General features: G+C 63.2%; 20 protein-coding genes. 12 read left to right on the top strand and 8 right to left on the bottom strand.

Features of this window, described 5'->3' with window-relative positions:
• The first annotated feature begins 145 nt into the window (after positions 1-145).
• Positions 146-1,042: an ABC transporter ATP-binding protein gene (locus NATGR_RS00300; protein ID WP_005579839.1), complete on the top strand. Its 897-nt coding sequence runs from the start codon at positions 146-148 to the stop codon at positions 1,040-1,042.
• 4 nt (positions 1,043-1,046) lie between these two features.
• On the opposite strand, the gene NATGR_RS00295 is transcribed toward NATGR_RS00300, so the two are convergent.
• The 4 genes from NATGR_RS00295 to NATGR_RS00280 form a co-directional block, all read right to left on the bottom strand.
• Positions 1,047-2,918, bottom strand: coding sequence for an ABC transporter permease subunit (locus NATGR_RS00295; RefSeq protein ID WP_015233181.1), 1,872 nt, complete (start codon positions 2,916-2,918; stop codon positions 1,047-1,049).
• 608 nt (positions 2,919-3,526) lie between these two features.
• Positions 3,527-5,314 carry a 2-succinyl-5-enolpyruvyl-6-hydroxy-3-cyclohexene-1-carboxylic-acid synthase gene (menD, locus tag NATGR_RS00290; protein ID WP_005579837.1) on the bottom strand — a complete coding sequence of 596 codons (1,788 nt, stop codon included), beginning with the start codon at positions 5,312-5,314 and terminating at the stop codon, positions 3,527-3,529.
• Positions 5,311-6,705, bottom strand: coding sequence for an isochorismate synthase (locus NATGR_RS00285; protein ID WP_005579836.1), 1,395 nt, complete (start codon positions 6,703-6,705; stop codon positions 5,311-5,313). Before NATGR_RS00285 ends, menD begins: the two co-directional genes overlap by 4 nt.
• 32 nt (positions 6,706-6,737) lie before the next feature.
• Positions 6,738-7,337, bottom strand: coding sequence for a sulfite oxidase-like oxidoreductase (locus NATGR_RS00280; RefSeq protein WP_005579835.1), 600 nt, complete (start codon positions 7,335-7,337; stop codon positions 6,738-6,740).
• 212 nt (positions 7,338-7,549) lie between these two features.
• Between NATGR_RS00280 and NATGR_RS00275 the strand changes: the two genes are divergently transcribed.
• Both NATGR_RS00275 and NATGR_RS00270 read left to right on the top strand, forming a co-directional pair.
• Complete coding sequence (locus tag NATGR_RS00275) at positions 7,550-7,849, top strand: hypothetical protein (protein ID WP_005579834.1); 300 nt, start codon at positions 7,550-7,552, stop codon at positions 7,847-7,849.
• Between the two features lie 116 nt (positions 7,850-7,965).
• On the top strand, positions 7,966-8,196 hold the full coding sequence (locus tag NATGR_RS00270; protein ID WP_005579832.1) for a ribbon-helix-helix domain-containing protein: 231 nt from the start codon (positions 7,966-7,968) through the stop codon (positions 8,194-8,196).
• Between the two features lie 15 nt (positions 8,197-8,211).
• Here NATGR_RS00270 and NATGR_RS00265 read toward each other — a convergent pair whose 3' ends face one another.
• Both NATGR_RS00265 and NATGR_RS00260 read right to left on the bottom strand, forming a co-directional pair.
• On the bottom strand, positions 8,212-8,400 hold the full coding sequence (locus tag NATGR_RS00265; protein WP_005579830.1) for a DUF7550 family protein: 189 nt from the start codon (positions 8,398-8,400) through the stop codon (positions 8,212-8,214).
• Between the two features lie 298 nt (positions 8,401-8,698).
• On the bottom strand, positions 8,699-9,973 hold the full coding sequence (locus tag NATGR_RS00260; RefSeq protein WP_015233179.1) for an IS4 family transposase: 1,275 nt from the start codon (positions 9,971-9,973) through the stop codon (positions 8,699-8,701).
• Positions 9,974-10,350: 377 nt separating this feature from the next.
• Between NATGR_RS00260 and NATGR_RS00255 the strand changes: the two genes are divergently transcribed.
• From NATGR_RS00255 to NATGR_RS00235, 5 genes are all read left to right on the top strand, one after another.
• Positions 10,351-11,055: a hypothetical protein gene (locus tag NATGR_RS00255; RefSeq protein WP_005579829.1), complete on the top strand. Its 705-nt coding sequence runs from the start codon at positions 10,351-10,353 to the stop codon at positions 11,053-11,055.
• Complete coding sequence (locus tag NATGR_RS00250; protein WP_005579828.1) at positions 11,052-12,425, top strand: hypothetical protein; 1,374 nt, start codon at positions 11,052-11,054, stop codon at positions 12,423-12,425. The genes NATGR_RS00255 and NATGR_RS00250 overlap by 4 nt, the downstream gene beginning before the upstream one ends.
• Before the next feature lie 57 nt (positions 12,426-12,482).
• On the top strand, positions 12,483-13,298 hold the full coding sequence (gene hisF / locus NATGR_RS00245) for an imidazole glycerol phosphate synthase subunit HisF (RefSeq protein WP_005579827.1): 816 nt from the start codon (positions 12,483-12,485) through the stop codon (positions 13,296-13,298).
• Between the two features lie 70 nt (positions 13,299-13,368).
• Positions 13,369-14,202 carry a zinc-ribbon domain-containing protein gene (locus NATGR_RS00240; RefSeq protein ID WP_005579826.1) on the top strand — a complete coding sequence of 278 codons (834 nt, stop codon included), beginning with the start codon at positions 13,369-13,371 and terminating at the stop codon, positions 14,200-14,202.
• A 1,093-nt stretch (positions 14,203-15,295) separates the two neighbouring features.
• Positions 15,296-16,342 carry a phytoene/squalene synthase family protein gene (locus tag NATGR_RS00235; RefSeq protein WP_005579825.1) on the top strand — a complete coding sequence of 349 codons (1,047 nt, stop codon included), beginning with the start codon at positions 15,296-15,298 and terminating at the stop codon, positions 16,340-16,342.
• Positions 16,343-16,516: 174 nt separating this feature from the next.
• Here the strand turns inward: NATGR_RS00235 and NATGR_RS00230 are convergent, their stop codons facing one another.
• The gene (locus NATGR_RS00230; RefSeq protein WP_005579824.1) at positions 16,517-16,801 is read right to left on the bottom strand and encodes a DNA-directed RNA polymerase subunit L; all 285 of its coding nucleotides are present in this window, start codon (positions 16,799-16,801) and stop codon (positions 16,517-16,519) included.
• A gap of 113 nt (positions 16,802-16,914) precedes the next feature.
• Here NATGR_RS00230 and NATGR_RS00225 point away from each other — a divergent pair, with 113 nt between their 5' ends.
• The 4 genes from NATGR_RS00225 to NATGR_RS00210 all read left to right on the top strand — a co-directional run bounded on the left by NATGR_RS00225 (position 16,915) and on the right by NATGR_RS00210 (position 22,100).
• A complete protein-coding gene (locus NATGR_RS00225) occupies positions 16,915-18,717 on the top strand; it encodes a rhomboid family intramembrane serine protease (protein WP_005579823.1) in 1,803 nt (600 codons plus the stop codon).
• Positions 18,718-18,869: 152 nt separating this feature from the next.
• Complete coding sequence (locus tag NATGR_RS00220) at positions 18,870-19,613, top strand: ABC transporter ATP-binding protein (RefSeq protein ID WP_005579821.1); 744 nt, start codon at positions 18,870-18,872, stop codon at positions 19,611-19,613.
• Positions 19,603-20,871 carry an FtsX-like permease family protein gene (locus tag NATGR_RS00215; protein WP_005579820.1) on the top strand — a complete coding sequence of 423 codons (1,269 nt, stop codon included), beginning with the start codon at positions 19,603-19,605 and terminating at the stop codon, positions 20,869-20,871. Before NATGR_RS00220 ends, NATGR_RS00215 begins: the two co-directional genes overlap by 11 nt.
• Positions 20,868-22,100, top strand: a complete 1,233-nt coding sequence (locus NATGR_RS00210; protein WP_005579818.1) for an ABC transporter permease — start codon at positions 20,868-20,870, stop codon at positions 22,098-22,100. Before NATGR_RS00215 ends, NATGR_RS00210 begins: the two co-directional genes overlap by 4 nt.
• 173 nt (positions 22,101-22,273) lie before the next feature.
• Here NATGR_RS00210 and NATGR_RS00205 read toward each other — a convergent pair whose 3' ends face one another.
• Complete coding sequence (locus NATGR_RS00205; protein WP_005579817.1) at positions 22,274-22,459, bottom strand: hypothetical protein; 186 nt, start codon at positions 22,457-22,459, stop codon at positions 22,274-22,276.
• Positions 22,460-22,482 lie beyond the last annotated feature (23 nt).

Below are 22,482 nucleotides of genomic sequence, written 5' to 3'. Positions count from 1 at the left end.
TGGAGTGCACTAGCCAGAGTAGACTTGGGACGGTACTAGCGGGCCATGCCTGCACGGCTGGGCCGACCGCGGTCGTTGTCGAGACGAGCAACGCTGTTGGAAAGCGTCGCCTTTCAAGTGTCAGCAACACCAAGTTTATTCGATAATGGAAGCAATCGAGACGGACGAACTCACGAAGCAGTACGACGGAAACCGAGCTGTTAGCGATCTCGATCTCACCGTTCGAGAGGGAGAGGTGTACGGGTTCTTGGGTCCAAACGGGGCGGGGAAGTCCACTACGATCGACATGCTGATGGACTACACGCGGCCAACCGAAGGGACCGCAACCGTTCTCGGGATGGACACCCGCGAAGAGGCCAGCGCAATCCATGCACGAACCGGCATCCTGCCCGATAAATTCGGCGTCTACGGCACGCTTACTGGCCGCGAACACGTCAGATACATTCTTGACGCAAACGACACGAGCGGGGACCCCGAAACGGCCCTCCAGCGTGTCGGTCTCAGTGACGCAATCGATCAGCGTGCTGGCGGTTATTCCAAGGGGATGTGCCAGCGGCTCGGGCTTGCGATGGCGATTGCGGGCGCTCCAGAACTGCTAATCCTGGATGAACCGTTTTCGGGACTCGATCCGTACGGCATACGACTCGTCCGTGAACTTGTCGCCCAAGAGTGTGACCGTGGGGCGACGGTCTTCTTCTCCAGTCACGTCCTCGACCAGGTAGAACGTGTCTGTGACCGGGTTGGGCTGATCTCCGATGGGCGGCTGATCGCCGAAGGGACCCCTGCAGAGCTTCGAGCGACGGCCGGCGTCGAGACCCAGCTCCGAGTAGAGACCGACGCTGATGAGACTGCGGTACAGGCTGTCGAAGAACTCAGCGATGTCGACGGTGCCGTTCGGAACGACGGCCACGTTACCGTCACCTGTCCTCGTTCGACACGACCGGTGGTTCTGGAGACACTGCAGGACGCCGGCGCACCCGTCCGGTCGTTCGAGGGCGAACAAGGAACTATCGAAGACGCCTTCGTCGAGTTGGCGGAGTAAACGGTCAATCGACGCTCCGGCGCCGATGGACCAGTGCCGACAGCCCGAGCGGGACGACAAACCAGAGCAGCAGTCCGACAAGGCCGACCGAGGGATGTAGGTACCAGACCGGAACGTCAGTACCGTAGCTTATCCGTACGACGACGGCGTTTGAGATCCGGTTCGGCTGGAGATGGCTGATTACCAATGAGGAGATTGCCCCCGAGTTCGGAACGTCGATGATGTAGTTCGTCGCAACGTTGTACAGGCTCCCCGGCGGAAGCCAGCGGAGAAGGACGTATAGCAGGTTTTCCGGCGGGTTGAACCCGGTGACAGCCGTCCCAGTAACGACTTCGTATACCGTATTGGCAACAAACTGCCACATGATAGAGACAACCACGAATACCATAGCCGCAAAGCCGGCAACGGACTGGCTCCGCAGGACGGTCGATATCGCAACACCGATTCCGGCCATGACAACCAGAAAGAGGAAGGTAAGCGCGAGGAAGGCAACCAGTTCCCCAGCAGGAACGAGGCCGTATTGCGGACCCGCGATGAGACATGTTAGTAGAACCGCAGCGAAAACCGGCACGGCAAACGCGCTTGCTCGCCCGAGAACGAATCCGAGGAGCGACTCCGTCCGTGAAACAGCGGTGCCAGCAGTCAGCCGAATCCGTCCAGTGTCTCGTTCACGGACAACCGACCGGAACGTTCCAAAGAGAACTCCGATAGCCGCTATGGCCATAATAGGCCGCTGAACGGCGGCGAGCGGGACGCTCGAGCCAAGCGCTTCCTGGACGTACACTTCGGGGGAGAGGCTGATGATTCCATCGAGAAAGACGAGCGCACCGACGACCCAGACGAGTGGGCTCCGAACGAGACGGCGAAACTCACGACGCGCGAGCGGTTGCCACGAGCCGGGAAGTAAGCCGGAAAGTGTAGCTCCGGCCTTCCGAAGGCCCCGGCCGCCGGGAAGAGCGGGAACGGGGAACCGATGGAAGAGCGCACGAAGTCGCGTGCTGTTATGCGGGGCGAGGTCGGTTCGCTGGAAGGACATTATTCCGGCGACCAGCGACACGACAGGCCAGGAAAGAAGGAAGACTGCCCCGGACCACGACGGAAGCGGGGGGTCGGCGGGGACGAACTCGCCGGCGTCGTTGAATGCGTCGGCGACCTGCGAAAGCGGGACCTCGGGACCGAGAGGAGCACCAAACAGCCAGCTTGCGACGACGTTGTACGCGCTGAACGGCGATACCCATTTAGCGGCTTCGAATAACGCCGGATACGCTAGCTCGGTTCCGGGTGTGGTTCCGGTCACGAAGTTCCAAAGGACGGGGGCGGTGAGGTCGTTCCAGAGGAAGAAGACGGTCGTGACCAGGGAACCGATGGCGACTGCACGGGTCGTCGAGGAACTCATGGCGGAGATACCGACGAGCAGTCCCATCCATACGAACACGTACACCGTCGACAACAGCACCAATCCGAGAAGTAACGCAAGCGAGAACCGACCATACTGGACGGCATCGTAGCCGACCACGAGAAGCGTACTAGCGACGACGGGGACGAGCAGCGCTGTCCCACGTCCGAACATCGTCTCTAAGACGAGCCTGTGTCGGCTAAGCTTGGTTCCAAGTGTTATACGAGCGGTTCCGGATTCACGTTCACCGATAATCGACCGGAACGCCAGTGCCGCCGCGGCAAACGGTACGACCACCAAGACAGAATTTTGTGCGCTCAGTAGTGTGACCGCATCACCGAGAATTCGTATCTCTTCCTCGGTTGGTTGTGCTGAGATCCCATCCCACGTTAAGAGAACGAACACAATGCCGACAATCCAGGGCGTCTTTCCGCGGAGATAGCGACGACACTCAGTTCGGGCAACCGTAATGGAGGGCATCAATATAACAATCCGAGAACATAAACTTATTTTCTCCGGATCTACAGACGGGACAGGCCGAGTGCCTCGGAGTCATACGGAAATCAGAGGTTTCCGTGACTGAGCGGAGCAAACTCCACGATATCTGCGAGACCTGATCTCGCTTGATGACGAGACGCCGAAGGTGTCTCGAACCACATAACCCCGCGACGGTTCATCGGAGTTTGTCGTCAGCAAGAACCAGTTGGAGCCAATCGATTACGCTGCGGTTACCGTGTTCAGTTCCCTCCACGTTCTATATAGCCATATTGAGTTTGTCAGTAGCGACTCCACCACCGATACTACAGAAGAGATCGCACCGACTGAAGAACCGTTGCTCTGTCAGGCCCCGACTACCGTCAGCCCACCGCCCCAAGGACCGCAACAAATCGAGCCGACTTCCCACCGACCCCACCGCTTACGGGACCGCCCTCACCGTTCGCTGCCACACTCACGTCGGCGCTCGAGTCACAGTGTGTACGGGTTGGTGTACTGCCGTCCCGGTGCAACCGCTTCGGGTTTGCTGTCAGTCAGTTCCGGCGCGACCGCAGGAGCGCGGTCGCGTCGGGACATCAGTGCAGCAGTCCGTATCAGTCGTCGACTGCACCTGCTACCGCCCGCTCGAGTGCTTCGCGTCGGCGGTGGCTCGCTTCGGCATCGAACGACACCGAGAGCACCTGTGTCCCGTCGCACTCGAGCGATCGTTCGTAGGCATCTTCGAACTCGTCCGGCGCGACGGCCTCGAACTCGAGGTCGTACAACTCCGCGAGCGTGTCGAACTCGAGGCCGTGGGGTGTCTTGAACTGTGCCGTAAACGGCGGGTCGAACTCTTCTATCGGAAGTTTGTGGAATATCCCGCCGCCGTCGTTGTCCAGTAGGACGATCGTGGCGTCGACGCCACAGCGGTCGACTGCGAGCAGGCCGTTCGAGTCGTGATAGAAGGCGAGATCGCCGGTCACGAGCACGAGCGGTTCGTCTGCGTCGATTGCACTCCCGGCACCGAGGGCCGTGCTCGTGATGCCGTCGATCCCGCTCGCGCCGCGATTCGAGAGTACCGTTAGTTCGGCGGCTCGGGGCCGTCCGAACCGGTCTGCATCTCGAATCGGCATACTGTTCGAGACGAACACCGTCGCCCGATCCGGAGCGCACTCGAAAACCGACGCGAGGACGGCACCCTCGAAGGGGTCGGTAGCGAGGTCGTCTCGTGCCTCGTCTCGGCGCTTCCAGTGGCGACGTTCGGCCTCGTCGAGCCAGGGCTGCCACTCACTCTCGGCTGTGTGGTCATCGCTCGAGAGCACCTCGAGAGCGCCGTCGACGACTGATTCGGGCCGTGCAGCAACGAGGTCGGTCGCAGTGAACGTCGCCTCTCGCCACGCGCCAGCGGGGTCGACCACGTACTGTCGTGTGTCGGCGTCTCGAAGTGCGTGCCGGAGTGGCTTCGAGGTCGGCGACGCACCGAGCCGGAGAACGACGTCTGGATCGGGTAGTTCCGTGGCGTAGGTATCGTACCCACCGTATACTGGTCCGTCACGCTCGATGTGCGAGCCGAACCGAAGGCCAGAAAGCGGATCGGCGAGAATCGGTGCGCCGACCTGCTCGGCAAGATCGATCACGCGTTCGGGTTCGAGTCGCTGTAGGTCGGTCGGGTCCGCGGGACCGGCGACGACCAGCGGCCGATCGGCGTCTGCGAGTGCGGTCGCGATCGGTCGGGCCGCATCGACCTCGAGTTCGACCGCCCCCTGTTGGGTGTCGACGAACGGTCCGTCGCGCCCTCGCGCTGCCGTGGTTTCGGGAAACGAGTCCGGGATCGATTCGGGCGCGTCGACCGGCTCGAGTGGCTTGCGGAACGGACAGTTGAGGTGGACCGGACCCGGTTCTGGCCCGGTCGTTTCGGCGAGTGCACGTGCGGCGGTCGTCCGAAGGCTCCGGACTTTACGCTCGTCTGCCTCTGGCTCCGGGAGATCGGCGAACCACCGGACTGCGTCGCCGTAGAGCTTGACCTGGTCTATCGTCTGGTTCGCTCCGCTGTCGCGCAGTTCGGCCGGCCGGTCGCCCGTGAGAACGAGCATCGGGGCGCGGGCCTGGGTGGCCTCGATGACGGCAGGGTGTACGTTTGCGGCCGCCGTCCCTGACGTGCAGACGAGCGCCGTCGACTCGCCGGTGCGTCGGGCACGACCGAGCGTGAAGAACGCTGCCGACCGTTCGTCGAGGTGAGAGTAGACCTCGATAGCCGGGTGTTCGGCGAACGCGACCGTCAACGGGGTCGAACGGCTTCCGGGAGCGAGACAGACAGCCTCGAGGCCGCCTTTCGTGAGTTCGTCGACGAGGACGCGCCCCCACAGTGTCGCGGGATTGGGACTCGAGTGTGGATCAGTCATCGGAGTTCGTCGAGAATCGAGCGCAGTTTCAGTTGTACTTCCGTCCACTCGTCGTCGGGGTCGCTGTCGGTGACGATCCCGTTGCCCGCAAAGAGCGTGATCGAATCTTCGCGTGCGACGCCCGAACGGAGGCCGACCGCGAACTCGCCGTCGCCGTTGCCGTCGAACCAGCCGACTGGGGCGGCGTACCAGCCACGATCGAAGGCTTCGGTCTCGCGGATCGTCTCCCAGGCTGCCGTCGTCGGAACGCCGCCGACAGCGGGGGTCGGATGAAGCGCTTCGACGAGTTCGAGGACGTGTCGCTCTTTCTCGAGCGTCGCCTCGATCGGCGTCCAGAGGTGTTGGATCGTCGCCAGTTTCCGGACGGTCTGGTCTGCAGTGGTCAGCGAAGCCGTGAGCGGCTCGAGCTGGGCACGAATCGCTTCGGCGACGAGGCCGTGCTCGCGTTGCACCTTGTCGCTGTCGAACAGTTCGTCGGCGTACTCTTCGTCTGCTTCGGGCGTGTCACCTCGAGGGACGGAGCCGGCGAGTGCTTCGGTCTCGACGCAGTCGCCCCGTTTGGCGACCAGTCGTTCGGGTGGTGCACCGAAGAACGTCCCACCGATCTCGTGGCCGATCAGGAACCGGTAACAGTTCGGATAGCGGCGTCGAAGCCGCTCGAGCGTCGCTGCGACGTCGAGGTCGTCCTCGAGGTCGACCGACAGCGCCTGCGCGAGGACGACTTTCGTGAGCCGTCCGTCGTCGATCCGGTCGAGCGCGCACTCGACTTGGTCTGCCCACTCGTCTGGCGAGGTACTGCGGTGGGTTGTGTCGACTCCTGGCCCCGATCCACTCGGTCGCATCGCGGGGAGATCGGCGAGCCGGTCGTTCCAGTCCTCGAGTCGGTCCTCGGCGTCGGATTCGGTTTCGGCGACGGCTGTCAGCCACGTTCCGTCGCCGCTTCTAACGACGAGAAGGCGCGGAATCAGGAACGAGGCGGCGTCGAAGCCGGTCCAGGGTGCTACACCCGGCTCGTGCTCGTCGTGGAACGCGAAGCCGCCGAACGCACGCGGTCGAGCGACCGACGGACCGTCGTGATCGACGCGATCGAAGACGCGGCTCGCCTGCTCGCGGACGGCCTCGAACCGGTCGGGGCCGGTCGCGACGATACGGACGGCGACGCCGCGGCCGACGACCTCGAGGCCGTCGGGCGTCGACCACTGTACTCTCGGTTCGTCGGCCGCGTCGACGATCGCACCGAACGAAACGTCTCCGAGCTCGCGGCTACGGCTCACCAACTCGAGCCCACTGGTCTCGTCCCCAGAATCGGCACCGGAGTCGGTACCGGCCTCGGCCTCGGCCTCGGCGGTGAGCTCCCCCCGATCACCGCTCTCGCCCGATATCCTGTCCATCGGTCGGAGTTCGGGACCGCCCGACCTTCAGCCTAACTATATCTCTCCTCTCGCCAGGGGTTCGCAGTCTGGGAGTAGCCACGTCGCTCCCAGTACCCGAGTTCGGGTTCGGTGAGGAATTCGACGCCGTCGACCCACTTTGCGCCCTTGTAAGCGTACTTGTGGGGTGTGACGACCCGGAGTGGACCGCCGTGGTCTGCAGGCAGATCCTCGCCGTCGAACGCCCACGCGAAGAGAACCTCGTCGCGCAGACAGTCCTCGAGTGGAAGGTCCGTCGTGTACCCGTCCAGTGCGGAGAACAGGACGTGGCAGGCGTCGTCGGAGACGCCGGCTCGTTCGGCGAGTTCGGTAACGGGAACGCCGGTGAACTCGCAGTCGAACTTGCTCCAGCCGGTCACACAGTGAAAGTCCTGACGCTGTGTCTCGGCTGGGAGGTCACGAAACTCTTGCCAGGAGAGGGCAAGCTCCTCGTCGACATCGCCGGTGACGGTAAACGTCCAGGCTTCGGGGTCCCAGTCGGGTGTTTCGCCCTTCGAGAGGACGGGAAACGCCGTCGTTTCTCGTTGTCCCGGGGGCAGTCGCTCGTCACCGAACTCTTGATAGAGGTCCGTAACGTCGGTCACGTTCGTCATATGAGGGGCGTTCGTGCCGAGCTATGTAGGTGTGACGCCACGGCGTGAGTGAGAACGGTCGACACCGAGAGGACGACGCGAGAAAGCATACATTCACAGGACGGTACCGCCCTCGAAACGGTCCGAAACGGTCACGGACTCGTCACCAGTCGCGGGCTACCATGCGAAACCCTCGCCACCCCTTAGTAGGGTCTCGGTGTTCGTTCCAGCGTATGACGAGTAGACAGCAGATTCAAGAACGGGACGTGTCCGGACAGGCAACCGAGGAGATCAGCGAACAGGCGATCGGTCCTGCGTTCCTCGCGTCCGCAGCGTCCGTCGGTCTCGCGTGGTACTATTTCTTCCTGCGTGGCGATCGTGAGCGTGGGTTGTTCGTCGGGCTCTGGCCACCGACGATCCTCGCGTTCGCGAGTTACTTCAACCAGCGCAAGATGCGCCAGCAACTGGACTCGATCACCCAACCCGGTGCGACGCTGAAGAACGCGATCGACTCCATGATGGGCAGCCGATAGAACGCCACAGAAGGAGACCTTCGAGAGCCCGCGACGAACGGACCAACCGACTCGTTTTTCGCTCGGTGCACACTCCCCGTCAAACCTAAATACCCCCTCGCCGAAAGCCGAATCAGATGCCGAAAGTAGAGATCACTATTCCGGAACACCTCGAGATGCAGATCGCCCAGATGGTCGAACGCGGTGAATTCGTCAACCGCGAGGAGGCGATCGAGGACCTCCTCTCGACGGGGATCAAAGCCTACAAGACCAGCGGACCGATGGACGAAGAGGAAGGAACCACCGGTGGCGGCACCGGCCTCGAAGACGACGGGATGATGGGCCACGACGACGAGTACGTCTTCTAATCCCTATTTCGCCGCTTACAGTCCAAACACGCCAAGCGGGACACCGAAGGCGACCGCCGCGCCGACCAGCAAGACGAGAAAGCCGATCCCGACGGCCCGCGAGGAGTAGTCGCTCATCGGTGCAGTCGTCCGTTTGGCCTCGAGATCGTGACCGACGTCGGCGGCCGAATCGTTGCCTGTCGTGTCCTGCGTGTCGTCTGCCATGTGCGGGCGTTGTTCCCTCGTCGTCTTAAAGACACCTCCCCGGACGCGTCTCTCGTTATCGAACGAGAACCTATCTTTGAGCAGCGAGAGAATCCCACCGTTTGCGGTGGGCGTGAATCGCGTCGCTGAACGACACAATCCACTGTCGGTGGCTGGCTGGATATTCAACGATCATCCACACCATTAAGTCGGATTATCTACATAGGCTATATATGGCGATCGAGGTCACTCGTACCTACGTTGGCTCTCTCCAGAACCAACAAGTCCGCGATGACCTCGACTCGCTATTCGTCTTTAGCTAAGACTCACACCTCGGTTGCGTAGCGGTAGCGAGCGTCTCTTGTAACACTGGGCGTTGCTGGTGGATCTTCTGTGCGTCGTCGATCAGTCGCTCGAGCAGCGGTGGCGGCGAGTAGCCAAGATATTCGCCAAGTTCGTGGAGGATGAGCTGGGCGTGCGACCGGAAGGTCGCCGCCCAGCGTTCCGGCGGAAACACGATCTCATCGTCCGCCTGTTCGGTGACCAGATCGAGCAATTCACGACTCACGAGCAGTGACAGCAACGCCGCGTACAGCAGAATTTCGACAACATGCTTCTTCGTCGTGTCGAACTCGTCCAGTTCGTACTGCGTCTTCAACTCCCGAAACAGCAACTCCACCTCCCACCGACACCGATAGATCGTCCCTAGATCCGACGGCAAGAACTCCTCTCTCGGGAGATTCGTGATGTACAGGTGGTAGTCGTCGGCGTCCTCTTTCCGGACGCCGACGACGCGAAACCGCTTCGTATGGCGTGACTGCGTTCCGCCGTACGGTCTTCGGTCGAACTCGGCTTCGACTTCCACGTCGATGTACTCGCGGTGCAGATCATCCACAACATCGTGGATCTGCTCACCTTCCAAGGGAATGGCGCGGCCGCGCCATTCCCGTAATTCCTCCGTTACGACCGGATTTGCGCTCTCTTTCAGCCGACTCACGAAGTAGCCGTCGTTCTCATCGATCAACGCGAAGCGGCGGTACTTGAAGTAGGCTCGGTCGAACAGAACGAGCCGATCTTCGAGCCACGATCCTGTGTGAAACAACGTGCTGTCGTGCGTTTTCTCGTCAGTCACGTCGAGCCATTCTATCGTCTGGTCGGTGGCATTATGGAGCAGGTGGAGCTTCGCTCCAGCCTGCTCCTCCTTGCGAGCTTCGTACTCATCGGCAAGGAACTCGTGCAACCGCAGGACGGTTCCATCAGCGATCATCACGTCCTTGAATCGGTCGATATCGGCGTCAACAGTGTCAGGGACAGCGACCTCATCGAGCGTGGCCTCGACGAGGTCGCGGAAGTACTCTGCGAGAGACGGCGTCAACCGGTGATAGAAGCCGCCGGGAGAGATCGTCTCGTCGGCAGTGGGGTTGTAGCTGCGTCTGAAGCCAGCGAGTGTTCGGCTTTCGCCTGCGGCGAAGCCGAACACGAATGCCCAGACGAAGGCAGGGATCTGGAGCTTGCGGTCGCGTTCGATCACGCCGAGTTCCTCGGCGTGCTCTTCGAGGAACTCAGAGGGAAACAGTGTAGTGAGCCGACGCATAATCCGAGATGAGGAGGCATTGGTGGACACAGCCGTTGCCTCCTCATTCCTCTCGAAAAGATGTCTCGATAAGCCGCTGCTGTCACGTGGTTCTTCGCTTAGCTAAAGACAGATAACCCGTTCGTCTTAGCCCACGCCCAAAACTTCTGTCACTCATTACGGTCTCTCGTCATCACGAAAGGCGCGAGCGCCTTTCGAACGACACAGCCATCGGTACACCTGTTCGACCGCGAAAGCGGGACGTTCAACACGAGAAGACAGGTCGTATCGTAGACCAGCAAATATCCCACCCTGCGGTACGGGAAGCCGCGTCCTTCAGGGCGCGGAAGATGTCACCACCCGTAGATATTTACTGCGCGGACGACAAGCAACCGACGATGCCCTCCAGACGCAACGTTTTCACTCGCAGACAACTCCTCACCACCGCGACAGGAGCGACGGTAGCCCTCGCTGGCTGTGCCAGGGAGAGTGAATCAGTCGATGACGCCGCCTACGACGAACCACGAACCGAGTCCACCCACGAATACGAGTCGCTGTCCGTCCGAGCGGACGACGCCGACTACTTCGTGTTTCGTGACGAAGAAGCAGCTCAAGAGGCCGAAGAAGAAGACGACGAGCGCCCCTCGCTGTACAGGCGTTCGCGGCTGTTCGTCCTCTCGCTCGACGATGCCGAAGCACTCTGGATCGACCCCTCCCTCGCGGACGAAGACGAAGCAGAGATTCGCGACTTCCTCGAGGCGACCGACTTCGAACACCAGTCGATCGTCGTCCACCAGCGGACGATCGAGGACTGTTACGAGCGACTGGTTCTGGGCGTCCAGGCGGACAACGACCAGTTCCGAGCATCGTTCTGCCGCCCGCTGAAACCGCCGACGGAATCGTGTGCGGCCGACAGAGAGCGGATGCAAGCGACGATCATCCGTGTCGACCGACCGTACGACGAGCGGCCCTCGAGCAGCGGCAGTTCCGAGAGCGCTTCGTGTCCCGACTCGGCAGTCGCTCACCGGGCCGAGAGCGCCAGCGAGGAAAACGCGAGTTCGATAGCCCTGAACACGAGCGTGAACACGGGTGAAGACGAATGACGGGATCGAACGACGGACTTCGAACGCGCCGCCAACTGCTCGCCAGCCTCGGGGCCGTTTCCGGCGTCGCCGTCGCCGGCTGTAGCGCCCTTCCCTGGGAAGACGATGAGACGGCGTCGTCTCTCGTGTTTTCGCCGAGCGAGGCCGAGACCGTCCTCGAGGACGACGAGCCGACGATCGAGTGGCCGGTCCCGATTCGGCCCGACGAGAGTGCGCTCGAGGCTGGCCTCGAGCGCGTCGACGCGCTGGTAGCGGCAGTTCCCGATCCGCTGGAGTCGGAGGACGTGCCGAACGGCGTCGTTCGCGAGTCGATCGTCGAGAGCCACGACGAGGCGACCACGACTCGGGACGAGGCCGCCGACGCAACCGGCGCGGCGCAGTATCACGCGCTCCACGACTCCCGAAACGCCCGCGAATCCGCACGAACCGCGGCGACGGCGTGGCTCACCGTCGACGCTGATCGGGAGTCCCTGGTCGTCGAACTTCGCGACGAGCGCGATACCGTCGACGAGGCCGTTACCGACCGACTCGAGACGATCGAATACAGGGGGAGTGACGCCGACGAGGGACTCTGCCGCGCGGCGCTCTACTACGCACGACTCGAGGACGACTGTACGGGTGCCCAACGGAGCCTCGAGCGATGGAGCGTCTCCGCGACCGACGACGTCCTCGAGATCGGGGAGTCGGCCGGTTCTCTCGAGGCCGCGACTGCCACGACCGCCGTCTGGGAGCACCTCGAGGAGCGCTGGCGCGAAGACGAAGGTGACGCCGATCTCGGGTCGATCTTCGAGGACGCTCTCGAGCGTTCTGTCGAGACCACCGACGAGGTCGGGTTTCCCGACCACCAGGAGGGCTGGCTCGAAGAGATCGGCCTCGGTGACCTGGACGACCAGTTCCTCGAGTTCGCCCTCTACCGGGCCAGACAGCCGGTCGATCGAGCGCAGGACGGTATGGAGGCGGCGTTACGAGACGGCAATCTTGCGACGGGCCTCTATCACGCTCTCGAGTTCGAGGTGGCGTACCGCGGGTTCGAGATTCTCCGGGATCGGATCGCCGACGGCGACGTTCGCGATCCGTCGATCGAGGACGTCCGAGCGGAACGGCAAGACGCGCTCGCTGCAACACAGCAGGTACGCGAGGCCGACTTCGAAGGCGGAGCGATCACCGAACCGTCACTCGGCGCGTACATCCTCGCGGAGACGCTCCAGTCGCTCGAGTGGAACGACGAGAGCGTCCGCCGTGTGGTGGGTCGCGACCCCGAGACGAACGTCTTGCTGAGCAGCCAGTACCGGGACTACCTCCGGTACCGAAGCCACCTCGAGGCGCTGCCCGATGCCATCGAGGCGTTTCGCGGGCGGCTGCTCGCGTAGGATCGCCCGATCCAGACTTCTTTACTACCCTCGGTGCGAACTCCCGACAACGATCACATGGCTCTGACCAAACGACTCATCCCCTGTATCGACGTCGACATCGACGAAGACGGGAATCCAGCGGTTTACACCGGCGTCAACTTCGACGATCTCGAGTACACTGGAGATCCCGTCGAGATGGCCAAGGCGTACAACGAAGCGGGAGCCGACGAGTTCGTCTTCCTCGACATCACCGCCTCTGCGGAGGGTCGAGAGACGATGCTCGACGTCGTCGAACGCGTTGCCGACGAAGTCTTCATTCCCCTTACGGTCGGCGGCGGCATTCGCACGACCGACGACATCAAGGAAACGCTTCGGGCCGGCGCGGACAAGGTCTCGATCACTACCGGCGCGCTCGAGCGTCCGACACTGATCAACGAGGGTGCGAAGGCCTTCGGCAGCCAGTGTATCGTCATCAGCGTCGACGCACGGCGGCGGTTCGACGAGGAGGGCGAACACTACGTCGAGGTCGACGGCGAATCCTGCTGGTTCGAGTGTACGAAGAAAGGCGGGCGCGAGGGAACCGGGATCGACGTCCTCGAGTGGGCCGCCGAAGCCGAGCGACGGGGTGCGGGTGAACTGTTCGTCAACTCGATCGACAAGGACGGGACCAAAGACGGCTACGACTTGCCGTTGACCACGGCCGTCTGCGAGACAGTCGACACGCCCGTCATCGCCTCCTCGGGCTGTGGTGGTCCCGAAGACATGTACGACGTGTTCACCGACGCTGGCGCGGATGCAGGGCTTGCAGCCTCCATCTTTCACTTCGACGAGTACTCGATCGAGGAGACGAAAGAGCATCTAGACGAGCGTGGAGTTCCCGTCCGTCTCTGAGCCCGAGAATTCGGAACTGATCGTTCAACTTCCAATACGCTTATACAGCCGCAGTCGTGCTTTTCTACCAGTGAAGTGGCGGTGCACGTGGTGTGGCAAACCACACGAGGACAACGACCCACCCTGTGACAACTGCGGGCACAACAAGTTCGAGGAGGCGATCGTCCGCGAGGGCGAAGAGACCGGAGACTCCAGGACGGTCGACACGGGGACGACCTACGTCTGGAAGTGTCCCAACTGCGGGCGCGAACACGTCAAGAACAACCCGCCCTGCTCGCGCTGTGGCAATCCCGACCTAGAGAAGACCGAACAAACCTACGACGACGTCGAACGGGAACTCGACACTCCGGGCTGGCTCGAGGTCGCCAAACCCTACCTCCCGGTCTTTGCCGTGCTCGGCGTCGTCTTTCTGCTTTTTGCGACCGGTATCGTTCCGGCCTCGGTCATCCCGGGGGTCGGCACGCCGTCCCCACCCGACGCCCCAGGCGACGGCAGTCAGGCCGCCGAGATCGACCTCGAGGAGACCGAAAGCGAGATCCACGAGCGACTCGAGGCCGCTCGTGACGAGTCGCGGTCCTACGATGCGGGGCTCGCGAGTGTCGCGGAGTACCAGAATCGTGCGTCCGTGGCGAGCGAGTACGCGGACGCGGAGCCAGGCGATGTGTCACTCGGGGATTTCGGTGTCGATTGCACCACCAATCCGGTGGCGCTGACGGTCACGGTTCCGAACGCTAACGACGCGTTCACCGACGAAGCGGACCTCGGAGACGTCGTTGCCACCCAGTTGCTCGAGTCGAGGATCGACGACGAGATCACCGACGGTCCCGCCACGGCCGAAGGACTGGACCTCCACTACGTCGACGGAACTGTCTACGTCTTCTACGCGACGTGCCAGACGCGCTGAAGGACGCGTGGAAGTGACGCCCGTTCGCCGACACGGGCCGTACGCAGCAGGTGCGTTGTGCAGACCGCGTGCCTGTCTGTTGGAATCGAGCGCGGCGCTCGTCACTTCGGCGTGTCCCATACAGAACGCCGCTGCCCTCTCGGTGGCGCACGGATCGACAGGCGGAGCAACGCACCGGTGGTAGAGCCGTCGTATCGGTCTCTCTTCAAACAGAGAGCGTGCTGCCGTTTACGGTGAGGGGAAAAGGAGGTCACTACGCGTGTCGCTGTCAGACGGTTTGCTGGCAGTCAGTTCCGGCGCGGCCGCGAGTTCTTCTGTGGTCGCGCCGGGACATCGGGACAGCAGTCCGTCTCAGTCGCCGACCGTTCGTCATCGCCGGGACGGTCAGTAGCCCACCGACTCTGCGTGTACTGTTGTGGAAAGAGAGAAATGGCCGCCGGTGGGACGGCCAGGGTATTGGGTCGTCCGACGGATGATCGACGACGGGGCGTGGCAGGTGGATACTCCCGCGGTGGACGGGAACTAGTTGTGAACCCTCCCCCTGCCGGTTATGTTTCCGGAGCATAAGTGTGTAAACTCACTGGTTAAATATACAGCCAGCATCCCCAGTACGTGTTGTACACCGGGTCCAGCCGACCGGCGTACGCCAGACGAGAGCACCACAACCGGAGTCCCGAGTCACCTGGCGTTTCTTCGCTCGAGAACGGTCGAAATGGATTCTTCCAGTTTGTCGAGGCGATTGTCGATCGTCTCGACTCTCGAGGGCTGCTCGTCTGCCGCGGCAGCGATGTTTGCCACTGGCGGCTAACACGGTACAAAGAAATGTCCTAAGAGTGACTCGTTTTTATCGTGGGCCTTCGATACTATTCGGTGATTGTGAAGACCGGTCGAAACAGGAAGACCCATACGGACTGCTGTATCGATGGCTCGACGCGACCGCAGGAGAACTCGCGGCCGCGCCGGAACTGACTGCCAGCAAACCGTATCAGTGACAGCCACCACTCGAGGAGACCGCGAAAACCGGTTCGTGACCGCCCGAACCCTCCTGAACCGCGGCGTTTTTCTGGGATGGGCGCAAAAAGACTCCAATTAGATGACCTCCGGCCAGCCCGAATACGAAACTGACGCCGACCTTGAGTGGTGTTACGACGCGGTTCACGGCGTTTCGCGGACGTTTGCGATCACCATCGACCGACTCGAGGAGCCGATGGCGAGACACATCTGTCTCGGTTACCTACTCTGTCGGATTGCAGACACTATCGAGGACGCAGGCCACATTCCGCCGGAGACCCAGACCGAGTTACTCGTCACGTACGATCGGGTACTCGATCCCGATACCGATCTGTCGGTGTCGACGTTCATGGACGACGTCAGCCCTTGGATTCCCGAGAACTGCGACGACGACTGGGACGTCGTCGCCGAGACGCCCCGCGTGTTGCGAACCTTCGAGTCACTGAACGAAGAACCCCGCGAGATCATGCGCGAACCCGTCCGCGAACTCGTCGACGGGATGGCCATGTTTACGGACCGGTACGCCGACGAAGGTGGCCTCCGATTGCAGACGGTCGACGAACTAGAGGAGTACTGCTGGTACGCCGCGGGGACGGTCGGCACGCTCATCACCGGGCTGGTCGCTCGCGGAGCCTCCGAAGACCGGGCACAGGAGATGCGGAACAATGCTCGGTCGTTTGCGCTCCTGTTGCAGTTGGTCAACATCGCCAAAGATGTCGAAAACGACTACCACGAGGAGAACAACGTCTACCTCCCTGCCGAGTGGCTCGAGGAAGAAGACGTTCCCGTCGAGGCCGTCACCGACGAGGAGAACCACGGCGCAGTCACGAACGTCATTCAGCGGGTCACCAACCGTGCCGAGACGTACGTCGACGACGCTCACCGCTACCTAGAGGCGGTGCCGGAGCGACACGGCAATCGCCTCTCGGCGTGGGCGATCCCGTACCTGCTCGCGGTCGGAACGATGCGTGAACTCCGCGAACGACCGGAAGATGTCGTCCAGGAAGGAGACGTGAAGGTGTCTCGAGCGGAGGTGTACGCGCTCATACAGCAGTTCGAGGACGGAATCTCGGAATCTCGTTTGGACGATCTGCGGCAGGCGATAGCTGAAGAGCCGCTCCATCGGTAGCCTGCTCTCGAGCTCCGGAGGACCGCCCCACCCGCCGACTGATGGGATAGCCCGGTTCACGCGATCAGCACCAGTTCGGAGTGTCACACGGTAAACGGTCGAGAGAGTTTGTCGGTACGGTCGGATCACGCACGGTCGTCACGGTCTCTCGACGGCGACGCTTTCCCGGAGAAATTAGGCCGCTGCGTCGAACGCCTCGCGGAAGGCGATTGCCTTCTCGCGGACGTCGGCTGTCGCCTCCTCGAGAGCGTCGATGGGATCGACGTCGTCTTCGGTCTTGATCGTCAGAATCGGTTCGGTCTGTCCACCCGACTGTTCGGGGTTGACGTCGTAGGTCGCTGCACTCACGTCCTCGTGCTCGAGTAGTGCGCCCTTGAGGACGTTCATGAACGTGTGATCCTCGCCGGCGATTTCGATCGAGAGTTCGTCCTCGGTCCGATCGGTGACCCGCAGTTCCATGTCCACGAATGTGGCCGTCGGTCGCTTGTACCTTTCGAAGCCGGTTTCAGGGATCGGGGGAGGCTTCTCGAGAGAGAGTAATTCCTATACGGCTCCGGGCGAACCACAGCCACATGCTCTCGATCGCGACTCTGCTTTCGGCCGTCGTCGTGGCCACGCTTTTGCTCTCTGTCGCGGTCGTCAACCGACTGCAGGAGTTACAGGCCGGGCGTGACGGTCGCTGGCAGGAACTGACTCGGTCGCGATTCGTGTACGGCGTTCCGTGGGGGACACTCGTCGTGATCGCGGTCGTCCTCGCAGTCTATCTGTTCGTTCAAGACGGCATCTCCGATGTCTCTGATCCTGTCACGATCCCCTACCGTGCCTGGTCGTACTTCTATCCGCTCGGGATCGCGACGGCGTCGTTCTCGCACGCCGGCCCCGGCCACCTCGTCAGCAATCTCGCCGGGACGATCGTCGCCGCCCCGATCGCCGAGTACGCGTGGGGCCACTACCCGCGCGGTCGGGACACGGACGGTGACGTCGCCAGCACCCGACTTCGGAATCGGCCCTGGTTTCGCGCACTGGTCGTCTTCCCACTCGCCGTGATCGTGGTCGGGTTGCTCACGAGCGTCTTCGCGCTCGGCCCCGTCATCGGCTTCTCGGGTGTCGTCTTCGCGTTCGCCGCCTTCGCGCTCGTGCACTACCCGATCGTCACGCTGATCGCTACACTCGGCGTCCAGAGCGCACTGTTTACGGTCTACAGGGCACTCCAGAATCCGATCTACGTCTACGTTGCAGAACCGAGCCCACCATCGGCACCTTCGTGGGCCGGGATCGCTATCCAGGGCCACGCACTCGGGTTCTTCATCGGACTCGTCCTCGGAATCACACTCTTGCGGTACCGAAGCAGCCGGCCCGACCCGTTCCGACTCTGGCTCGCAGTGGTCCTCTATGCGATCTCGAGTGGCCTCTGGCAGATCTACTGGTTCGGCGAAGGCAACTCGTTCTATCTCTTCCAGGGGCCGGGCGTCGCGCTCGTGTTCGCACTCGCGCTCGTGATCACGCTCGCGGTCGCCGCCTCAGATCGGCCGCTCGTTCCGTCAGCCCTCGAGCGCTCGCTCGCCCGACTTCGCTCGGAGTGGCCGGTGGATCGACCGCTCGAGATCGCCCGCTCGAGCGGGTCGAGCGTCGAGCGTGTCGGCGAGATAGCTGGCGGCTACCGGTCCGCACGGGCGACGAAACTGTCGGACGTTCACCGCCGCAGTGTGGCGTTTTTCGTCGTCTTGCTGGTGCTGGCGTCGCTCGTCGGTATGGCAATCCCGGTCAACGTCGTCGCCGTCGATGCCAGCGCCCAGTCGCCCGAGTCGGCGATCGAAATCGAAGACTACACGATCGAGTACGCGGAGGACGTCGAAAACGAACTCGTTTCCGACTTCGGTATCGACCAGCTAGGAGATGGTCTCGAGGCCAGTGGAGTCATCGTCGCCAGCGAAGAGCGGCGCATCTGGCTCGAAGCCGTCACCGCCCAGCAGCTAGGGCACACGGGCGAGGAAACCGTCACCGTCGGCGGTCCGGGCTGGCGTTCGATCGTCACCGCCGAGCGGGTCGGCTGGGAGCCGGTTGGAAACGACGCAGTCTACCAGGTCCGACTGGCCGAGGGCAGCGAGGACTACCACGTCGCCTACGAGTCCGATTCGGTTCAGGCCGACGTGCTGGTCGAGAACCGGACGATCGAACTGCACTCCGTGGACGGCGAGTTCTACGTCGAGGTCACCTCGGCCGAGACCGGCACTGCCGAGGCGGCGGCGATCCCGGTCGACGACGAGTCGACGACTGCCGTCGGCCTCGAGTTCGAGTACGAGGACGGGACCATCTACGCGACGACCGACGAAACGGCAGTCGCAGTCGCCAGCGAGGAGACCTACGACAGTTGAGGGTTTTTGTCACTGTATCAGATAGTCGACTGTACGTGGGCGTTTCGACAGACGGCATCACCACGACTACTCCTGTAACGAAACCCAACTGGGAGAAGCCAGTGTGAAACAATGCCCCGGTGGACCGTCTTCCAGCGCAACTGACTGCACCGATGTTCGGACGATCACGACGGCCCACGGCAGGGACTCGAGCACACGACTGCGAGGAATCGACGCCGGCCGTCCGTCTCGAGGGCGTCGGTCACGAGTACGGTGCGGGGGGCGACCGGTCGGTCACTGCGCTCAGGGATGTCTCGCTTTCGGTCCGAACGGGCGAAGTCGTCGGCCTGAAAGGACCGAGTGGGAGCGGTAAGTCGACGATTCTCCACGCCGTCGCGGGGCTGCTGGTGCCGACCGAGGGGACGGTGGCGTTGTTGGGGACCGACCTTACCGACCGCTCCGACCGGACGCGAACGCGACTGCGTCGACACCACGTCGGGATCGTCTTCCAGCGATTTCACTTGCTACCCTCGCTTTCTGCCCGCGCGAACGTCGCCCTGCCGCTCGTCCAGACCGGCGTCGGACGCTCGAACCGGCGCGACCGAGCCGAGAAGTTGCTCGAGGAGGTCGGACTCGCGGATCGGACGACCCACCTTCCCGGGGAGTTGAGTGGCGGCGAACGGCAGCGGGTAGCGCTCGCACGGGCACTTGCGGCCGACCCGGACGTCATCGTCGCGGACGAACCGACCGGCGAACTCGACACCGCGACGGGAAGCGACGTGCTCGAACTGTTGACCGACGTCGGTCGTGACGGTGGCCGAGCGGTCCTCGTCGCCTCTCACGACGAGGCCACGCTGTCGGTCGCCGATCGCGTGGTTCCGCTCCGTGACGGCCGGGTGGTGACGGATGGGGGCTGACGACGGGAGTCGACGGTCACGCTGGGCTGGCGTCGTCTCGCTTTCGGCCGGCCGGCTGTGGAAACGGGCCACCCACACCAGGTCCGGCAGGATTGCGGCGATGACGCTCACCGTTGCACTCACGATCGCATTACTTCTGGTCGTGACGGGGATGGCACTGGCACTGGCTGACGGCGGCGTCACGAGTGAGGACGACGCCGACGTGACCGTCGTTCCGGAGGGAACGGGCACAATCTCGACCGTCGACGGCGTCGAAGGCCCCCAACTCGGCGCGACGAACGAGCGCGCGGAGACCATCGGGGACGCCGACGAGATCGACCACGCATCGCCAGTACTGATCGAGAGAGTGCGGTTAGCGTCTGCGGACGGCGACGGCGAACCACGGACGATACTCGTGGTCGGCGTCGTGCCGGACGACGACCCACGAACCGTCGCCGGACTGTCGACAGACGGACTCGAGCCGGCCGATCCACACTACGGAGACGGCACGTACGACGGTCCACGACAACGCGAGATCGTGCTCTCGACTGCTGCGGCCGACCGACTCGGGGCGACGGAGGGCGAGTCCCTCGCCGTCGCGGGACTCGAGGTCCCGGAGGCCGCCGCGGCGTCGTCGGCAGTGACTGTGACCGCCGTCGAGAACGGGCCGGACGACGACGAGAACGAAGCACCCGTCGCGCTCGTTCATCTGAGCGAACTCCAGACGGCGTCGGGCGCTGCAGACGGCGAACTCGCCGATCGCGTGCTGGTGTGGGGCGACGAGGACGCCGCAGTCGACGCCGCCGGTGAAGCCTACCCCGACGCCGCAGTCGAGACCGATCGAGCAACCGACCCTTCGGCGCTGTTCGACGACGGCCTCGCGTTCGCGACCAGCCTCCTCGCCTTGCTCGTCGGCCTGACTATCTGTACGTCGTTCGTCGCGACGACCGCCGGGATGACCGTCGACGAGGACCGTCGAACGCTCGCCGTCCTCGAGTCGATCGGTTTCCCGACACACAGCCGACTCGTGGTGGTTGGACTCTCGACGGTGGTGACGACGCTGTGTGGCGCACTGCTTGGCGCTGGACTCGGTGTCGCCAGTATCGAACTCCTCAACGTCGTCGCCGCCTCGACCGTGGCGTCGGGCACAGTTGCACAAGCCCACCCCCTGTTCGTCCCCTACGCCGTCGTCGTCGGGGTCGTGTCGGGACTGGTAGCCGTTCCCTATCCGCTCGCGATCGCTGCCCGAACGTCCGTCCTCCAGGAGGTGGGGCGATGACACTCGGCGTTCTCGTTCGGACGCGAGCGGTCGTCGGCGTCGCTGCCGCCCAGCTTCGCCGCTCGCCCGGTCGGACCGCACTCGCCGTCTTCGCGGTCGCACTCGCGGTCCTCGCAGTGACGCTGCTTGCCGGACTGGGAGTCGGCGTCGTCGAAACAGGTGAGGACGGGCTCGACAACGCAGACCGAGACATCTGGATCTCGAGTGAGCCCATCGATCCTGCTGCGACCGGAACTGAGAACCCGATCGTCGGCGCACACGCCACCTCCGCAGAACTCGCCGGGCGCGACGACGTTACCGCCGCGTCGCCAATCGGCCTGCAGGACGTGTACGTCGGGACAGACCCCGACGCACTGGAACGACGGCCGGCAGTCGGCGTACAGCAGACCCACGACGGGTTCGACTTCCAAGATGGGGAGGGGTTCGAGACTCCTGACGAGGTCTACGAGACCGACGGTCTCCACAATCAGCCGACGACCGACGAAATCGTGCTCGATCCTCGCGTCGCAGAGAACCTCGACGCCGCAGTCGGCGACACGTTGTACGTCGGCACCAGCCGCCAGACGGCACCGGAGTACGAGTTTACCGTCGCCGGCATCTCGGACTACTACTCGCAGTATCTCGGGTCGGAGACGGTGACGATGCCACTCGTCGACCTCCAGGCCGTCGCCGGCACCGCCGGAACCGATCGTGCGACCTTCTTGACCGCCGACGTGGCCGACGACGCCGACCGGGAAACGGTCGCAGCCGACCTCGACGCGTCCTACCCGGAGTACGACGTCCGTTCGAGCGACGAGCAAGTCGCGGCCATGATCGGCGACCAACCGCTCGTAGTCGCAAGCGGCGCGACGCTGGTCGGGCTCGCGGTACTGGGCGGCGTCGTCCTGACAGTCAATCTGTTCGCCCTCGTCGCCGCCCAGCAGCGCGAACAACTAGCTGCACTTCGGGCACTCGGCCTCTCGAGGTGGTTTCTCGCAGGAACCATCGGCGCACAGGGACTGGTTATCGGCCTGCTCGGCGGCCTCGCCGGTCTCGCCGCGACGCCGGTGCTCGCAACTGGCCTGAACCGGATCGGTACCGAGGTCGTCAGCTTCGACGACCTCGTCCGGACGCCGTCGGGCGTCTACGTCGTCGGTCTCGCCGTTGCGCTCGTGGTCGGCACACTGGTCGCGCTTCTTGCCGGGTGGCGAGCAAGCCGCTACGCCCGGATCAGTCATCTCGAGGAGTGAGACGAATTGCCGTCCCGATCAGACGGTTTGCTGGACGCCAGTTCCGGCGCGACCGCAGGAGTGCTCGCGGTCGCGCCGGTAGATCGGGACAGCAGTCCGTCTCAATCGGTGTGCCCGCTTGGGCCGTGGGTGGGCCGGGCCGGCACTGACCGACAGGGAGCCGGATGAGACTGTCACTCCGCGTCGTCGGCAGGCCAGACCGCCCAGAGGACGAGCAAGACGAGCACGACCACGCCGATCGCGACCGTCTCGCCGACGGAAATGTAGATGTCGAAGAAGGCAAACACCGTTCGTAACTCGACGAGGATCACGAGCCAGAGCCCGATCAGGATGAGCAGTCGGGCTCGAGAGAGACGCATCGACCGACCATAGGACGTGCCCG

The sequence above is a fragment of the Natronobacterium gregoryi SP2 genome (assembly GCF_000230715.2).
Classification (GTDB): Archaea; Halobacteriota; Halobacteria; order Halobacteriales; family Natrialbaceae; genus Natronobacterium; species Natronobacterium gregoryi.
This window is presented reverse-complemented; position numbering and strand designations above follow the sequence as displayed.

Bases quoted from the DNA above. Each gene is read 5' to 3' on its own strand.
- NATGR_RS00300 (WP_005579839.1), top strand. From the start codon at position 146: ATGGAAGCAATCGAGACGGACGAACTCACGAAGCAGTACGACGGAAAC.
- NATGR_RS00295 (WP_015233181.1), bottom strand. From the start codon at position 2,918: ATGCCCTCCATTACGGTTGCCCGAACTGAGTGTCGTCGCTATCTCCGC.
- menD (WP_005579837.1), bottom strand. From the start codon at position 5,314: ATGACTGATCCACACTCGAGTCCCAATCCCGCGACACTGTGGGGGCGC.
- NATGR_RS00285 (WP_005579836.1), bottom strand. From the start codon at position 6,705: ATGGACAGGATATCGGGCGAGAGCGGTGATCGGGGGGAGCTCACCGCC.
- NATGR_RS00280 (WP_005579835.1), bottom strand. From the start codon at position 7,337: ATGACGAACGTGACCGACGTTACGGACCTCTATCAAGAGTTCGGTGAC.
- NATGR_RS00275 (WP_005579834.1), top strand. From the start codon at position 7,550: ATGACGAGTAGACAGCAGATTCAAGAACGGGACGTGTCCGGACAGGCA.
- NATGR_RS00270 (WP_005579832.1), top strand. From the start codon at position 7,966: ATGCCGAAAGTAGAGATCACTATTCCGGAACACCTCGAGATGCAGATC.
- NATGR_RS00265 (WP_005579830.1), bottom strand. From the start codon at position 8,400: ATGGCAGACGACACGCAGGACACGACAGGCAACGATTCGGCCGCCGAC.
- NATGR_RS00260 (WP_015233179.1), bottom strand. From the start codon at position 9,973: ATGCGTCGGCTCACTACACTGTTTCCCTCTGAGTTCCTCGAAGAGCAC.
- NATGR_RS00255 (WP_005579829.1), top strand. From the start codon at position 10,351: ATGCCCTCCAGACGCAACGTTTTCACTCGCAGACAACTCCTCACCACC.
- NATGR_RS00250 (WP_005579828.1), top strand. From the start codon at position 11,052: ATGACGGGATCGAACGACGGACTTCGAACGCGCCGCCAACTGCTCGCC.
- hisF (WP_005579827.1), top strand. From the start codon at position 12,483: ATGGCTCTGACCAAACGACTCATCCCCTGTATCGACGTCGACATCGAC.
- NATGR_RS00235 (WP_005579825.1), top strand. From the start codon at position 15,296: ATGACCTCCGGCCAGCCCGAATACGAAACTGACGCCGACCTTGAGTGG.
- NATGR_RS00230 (WP_005579824.1), bottom strand. From the start codon at position 16,801: ATGGAACTGCGGGTCACCGATCGGACCGAGGACGAACTCTCGATCGAA.
- NATGR_RS00225 (WP_005579823.1), top strand. From the start codon at position 16,915: ATGCTCTCGATCGCGACTCTGCTTTCGGCCGTCGTCGTGGCCACGCTT.
- NATGR_RS00220 (WP_005579821.1), top strand. From the start codon at position 18,870: ATGTTCGGACGATCACGACGGCCCACGGCAGGGACTCGAGCACACGAC.
- NATGR_RS00215 (WP_005579820.1), top strand. From the start codon at position 19,603: ATGGGGGCTGACGACGGGAGTCGACGGTCACGCTGGGCTGGCGTCGTC.
- NATGR_RS00210 (WP_005579818.1), top strand. From the start codon at position 20,868: ATGACACTCGGCGTTCTCGTTCGGACGCGAGCGGTCGTCGGCGTCGCT.
- NATGR_RS00205 (WP_005579817.1), bottom strand. From the start codon at position 22,459: ATGCGTCTCTCTCGAGCCCGACTGCTCATCCTGATCGGGCTCTGGCTC.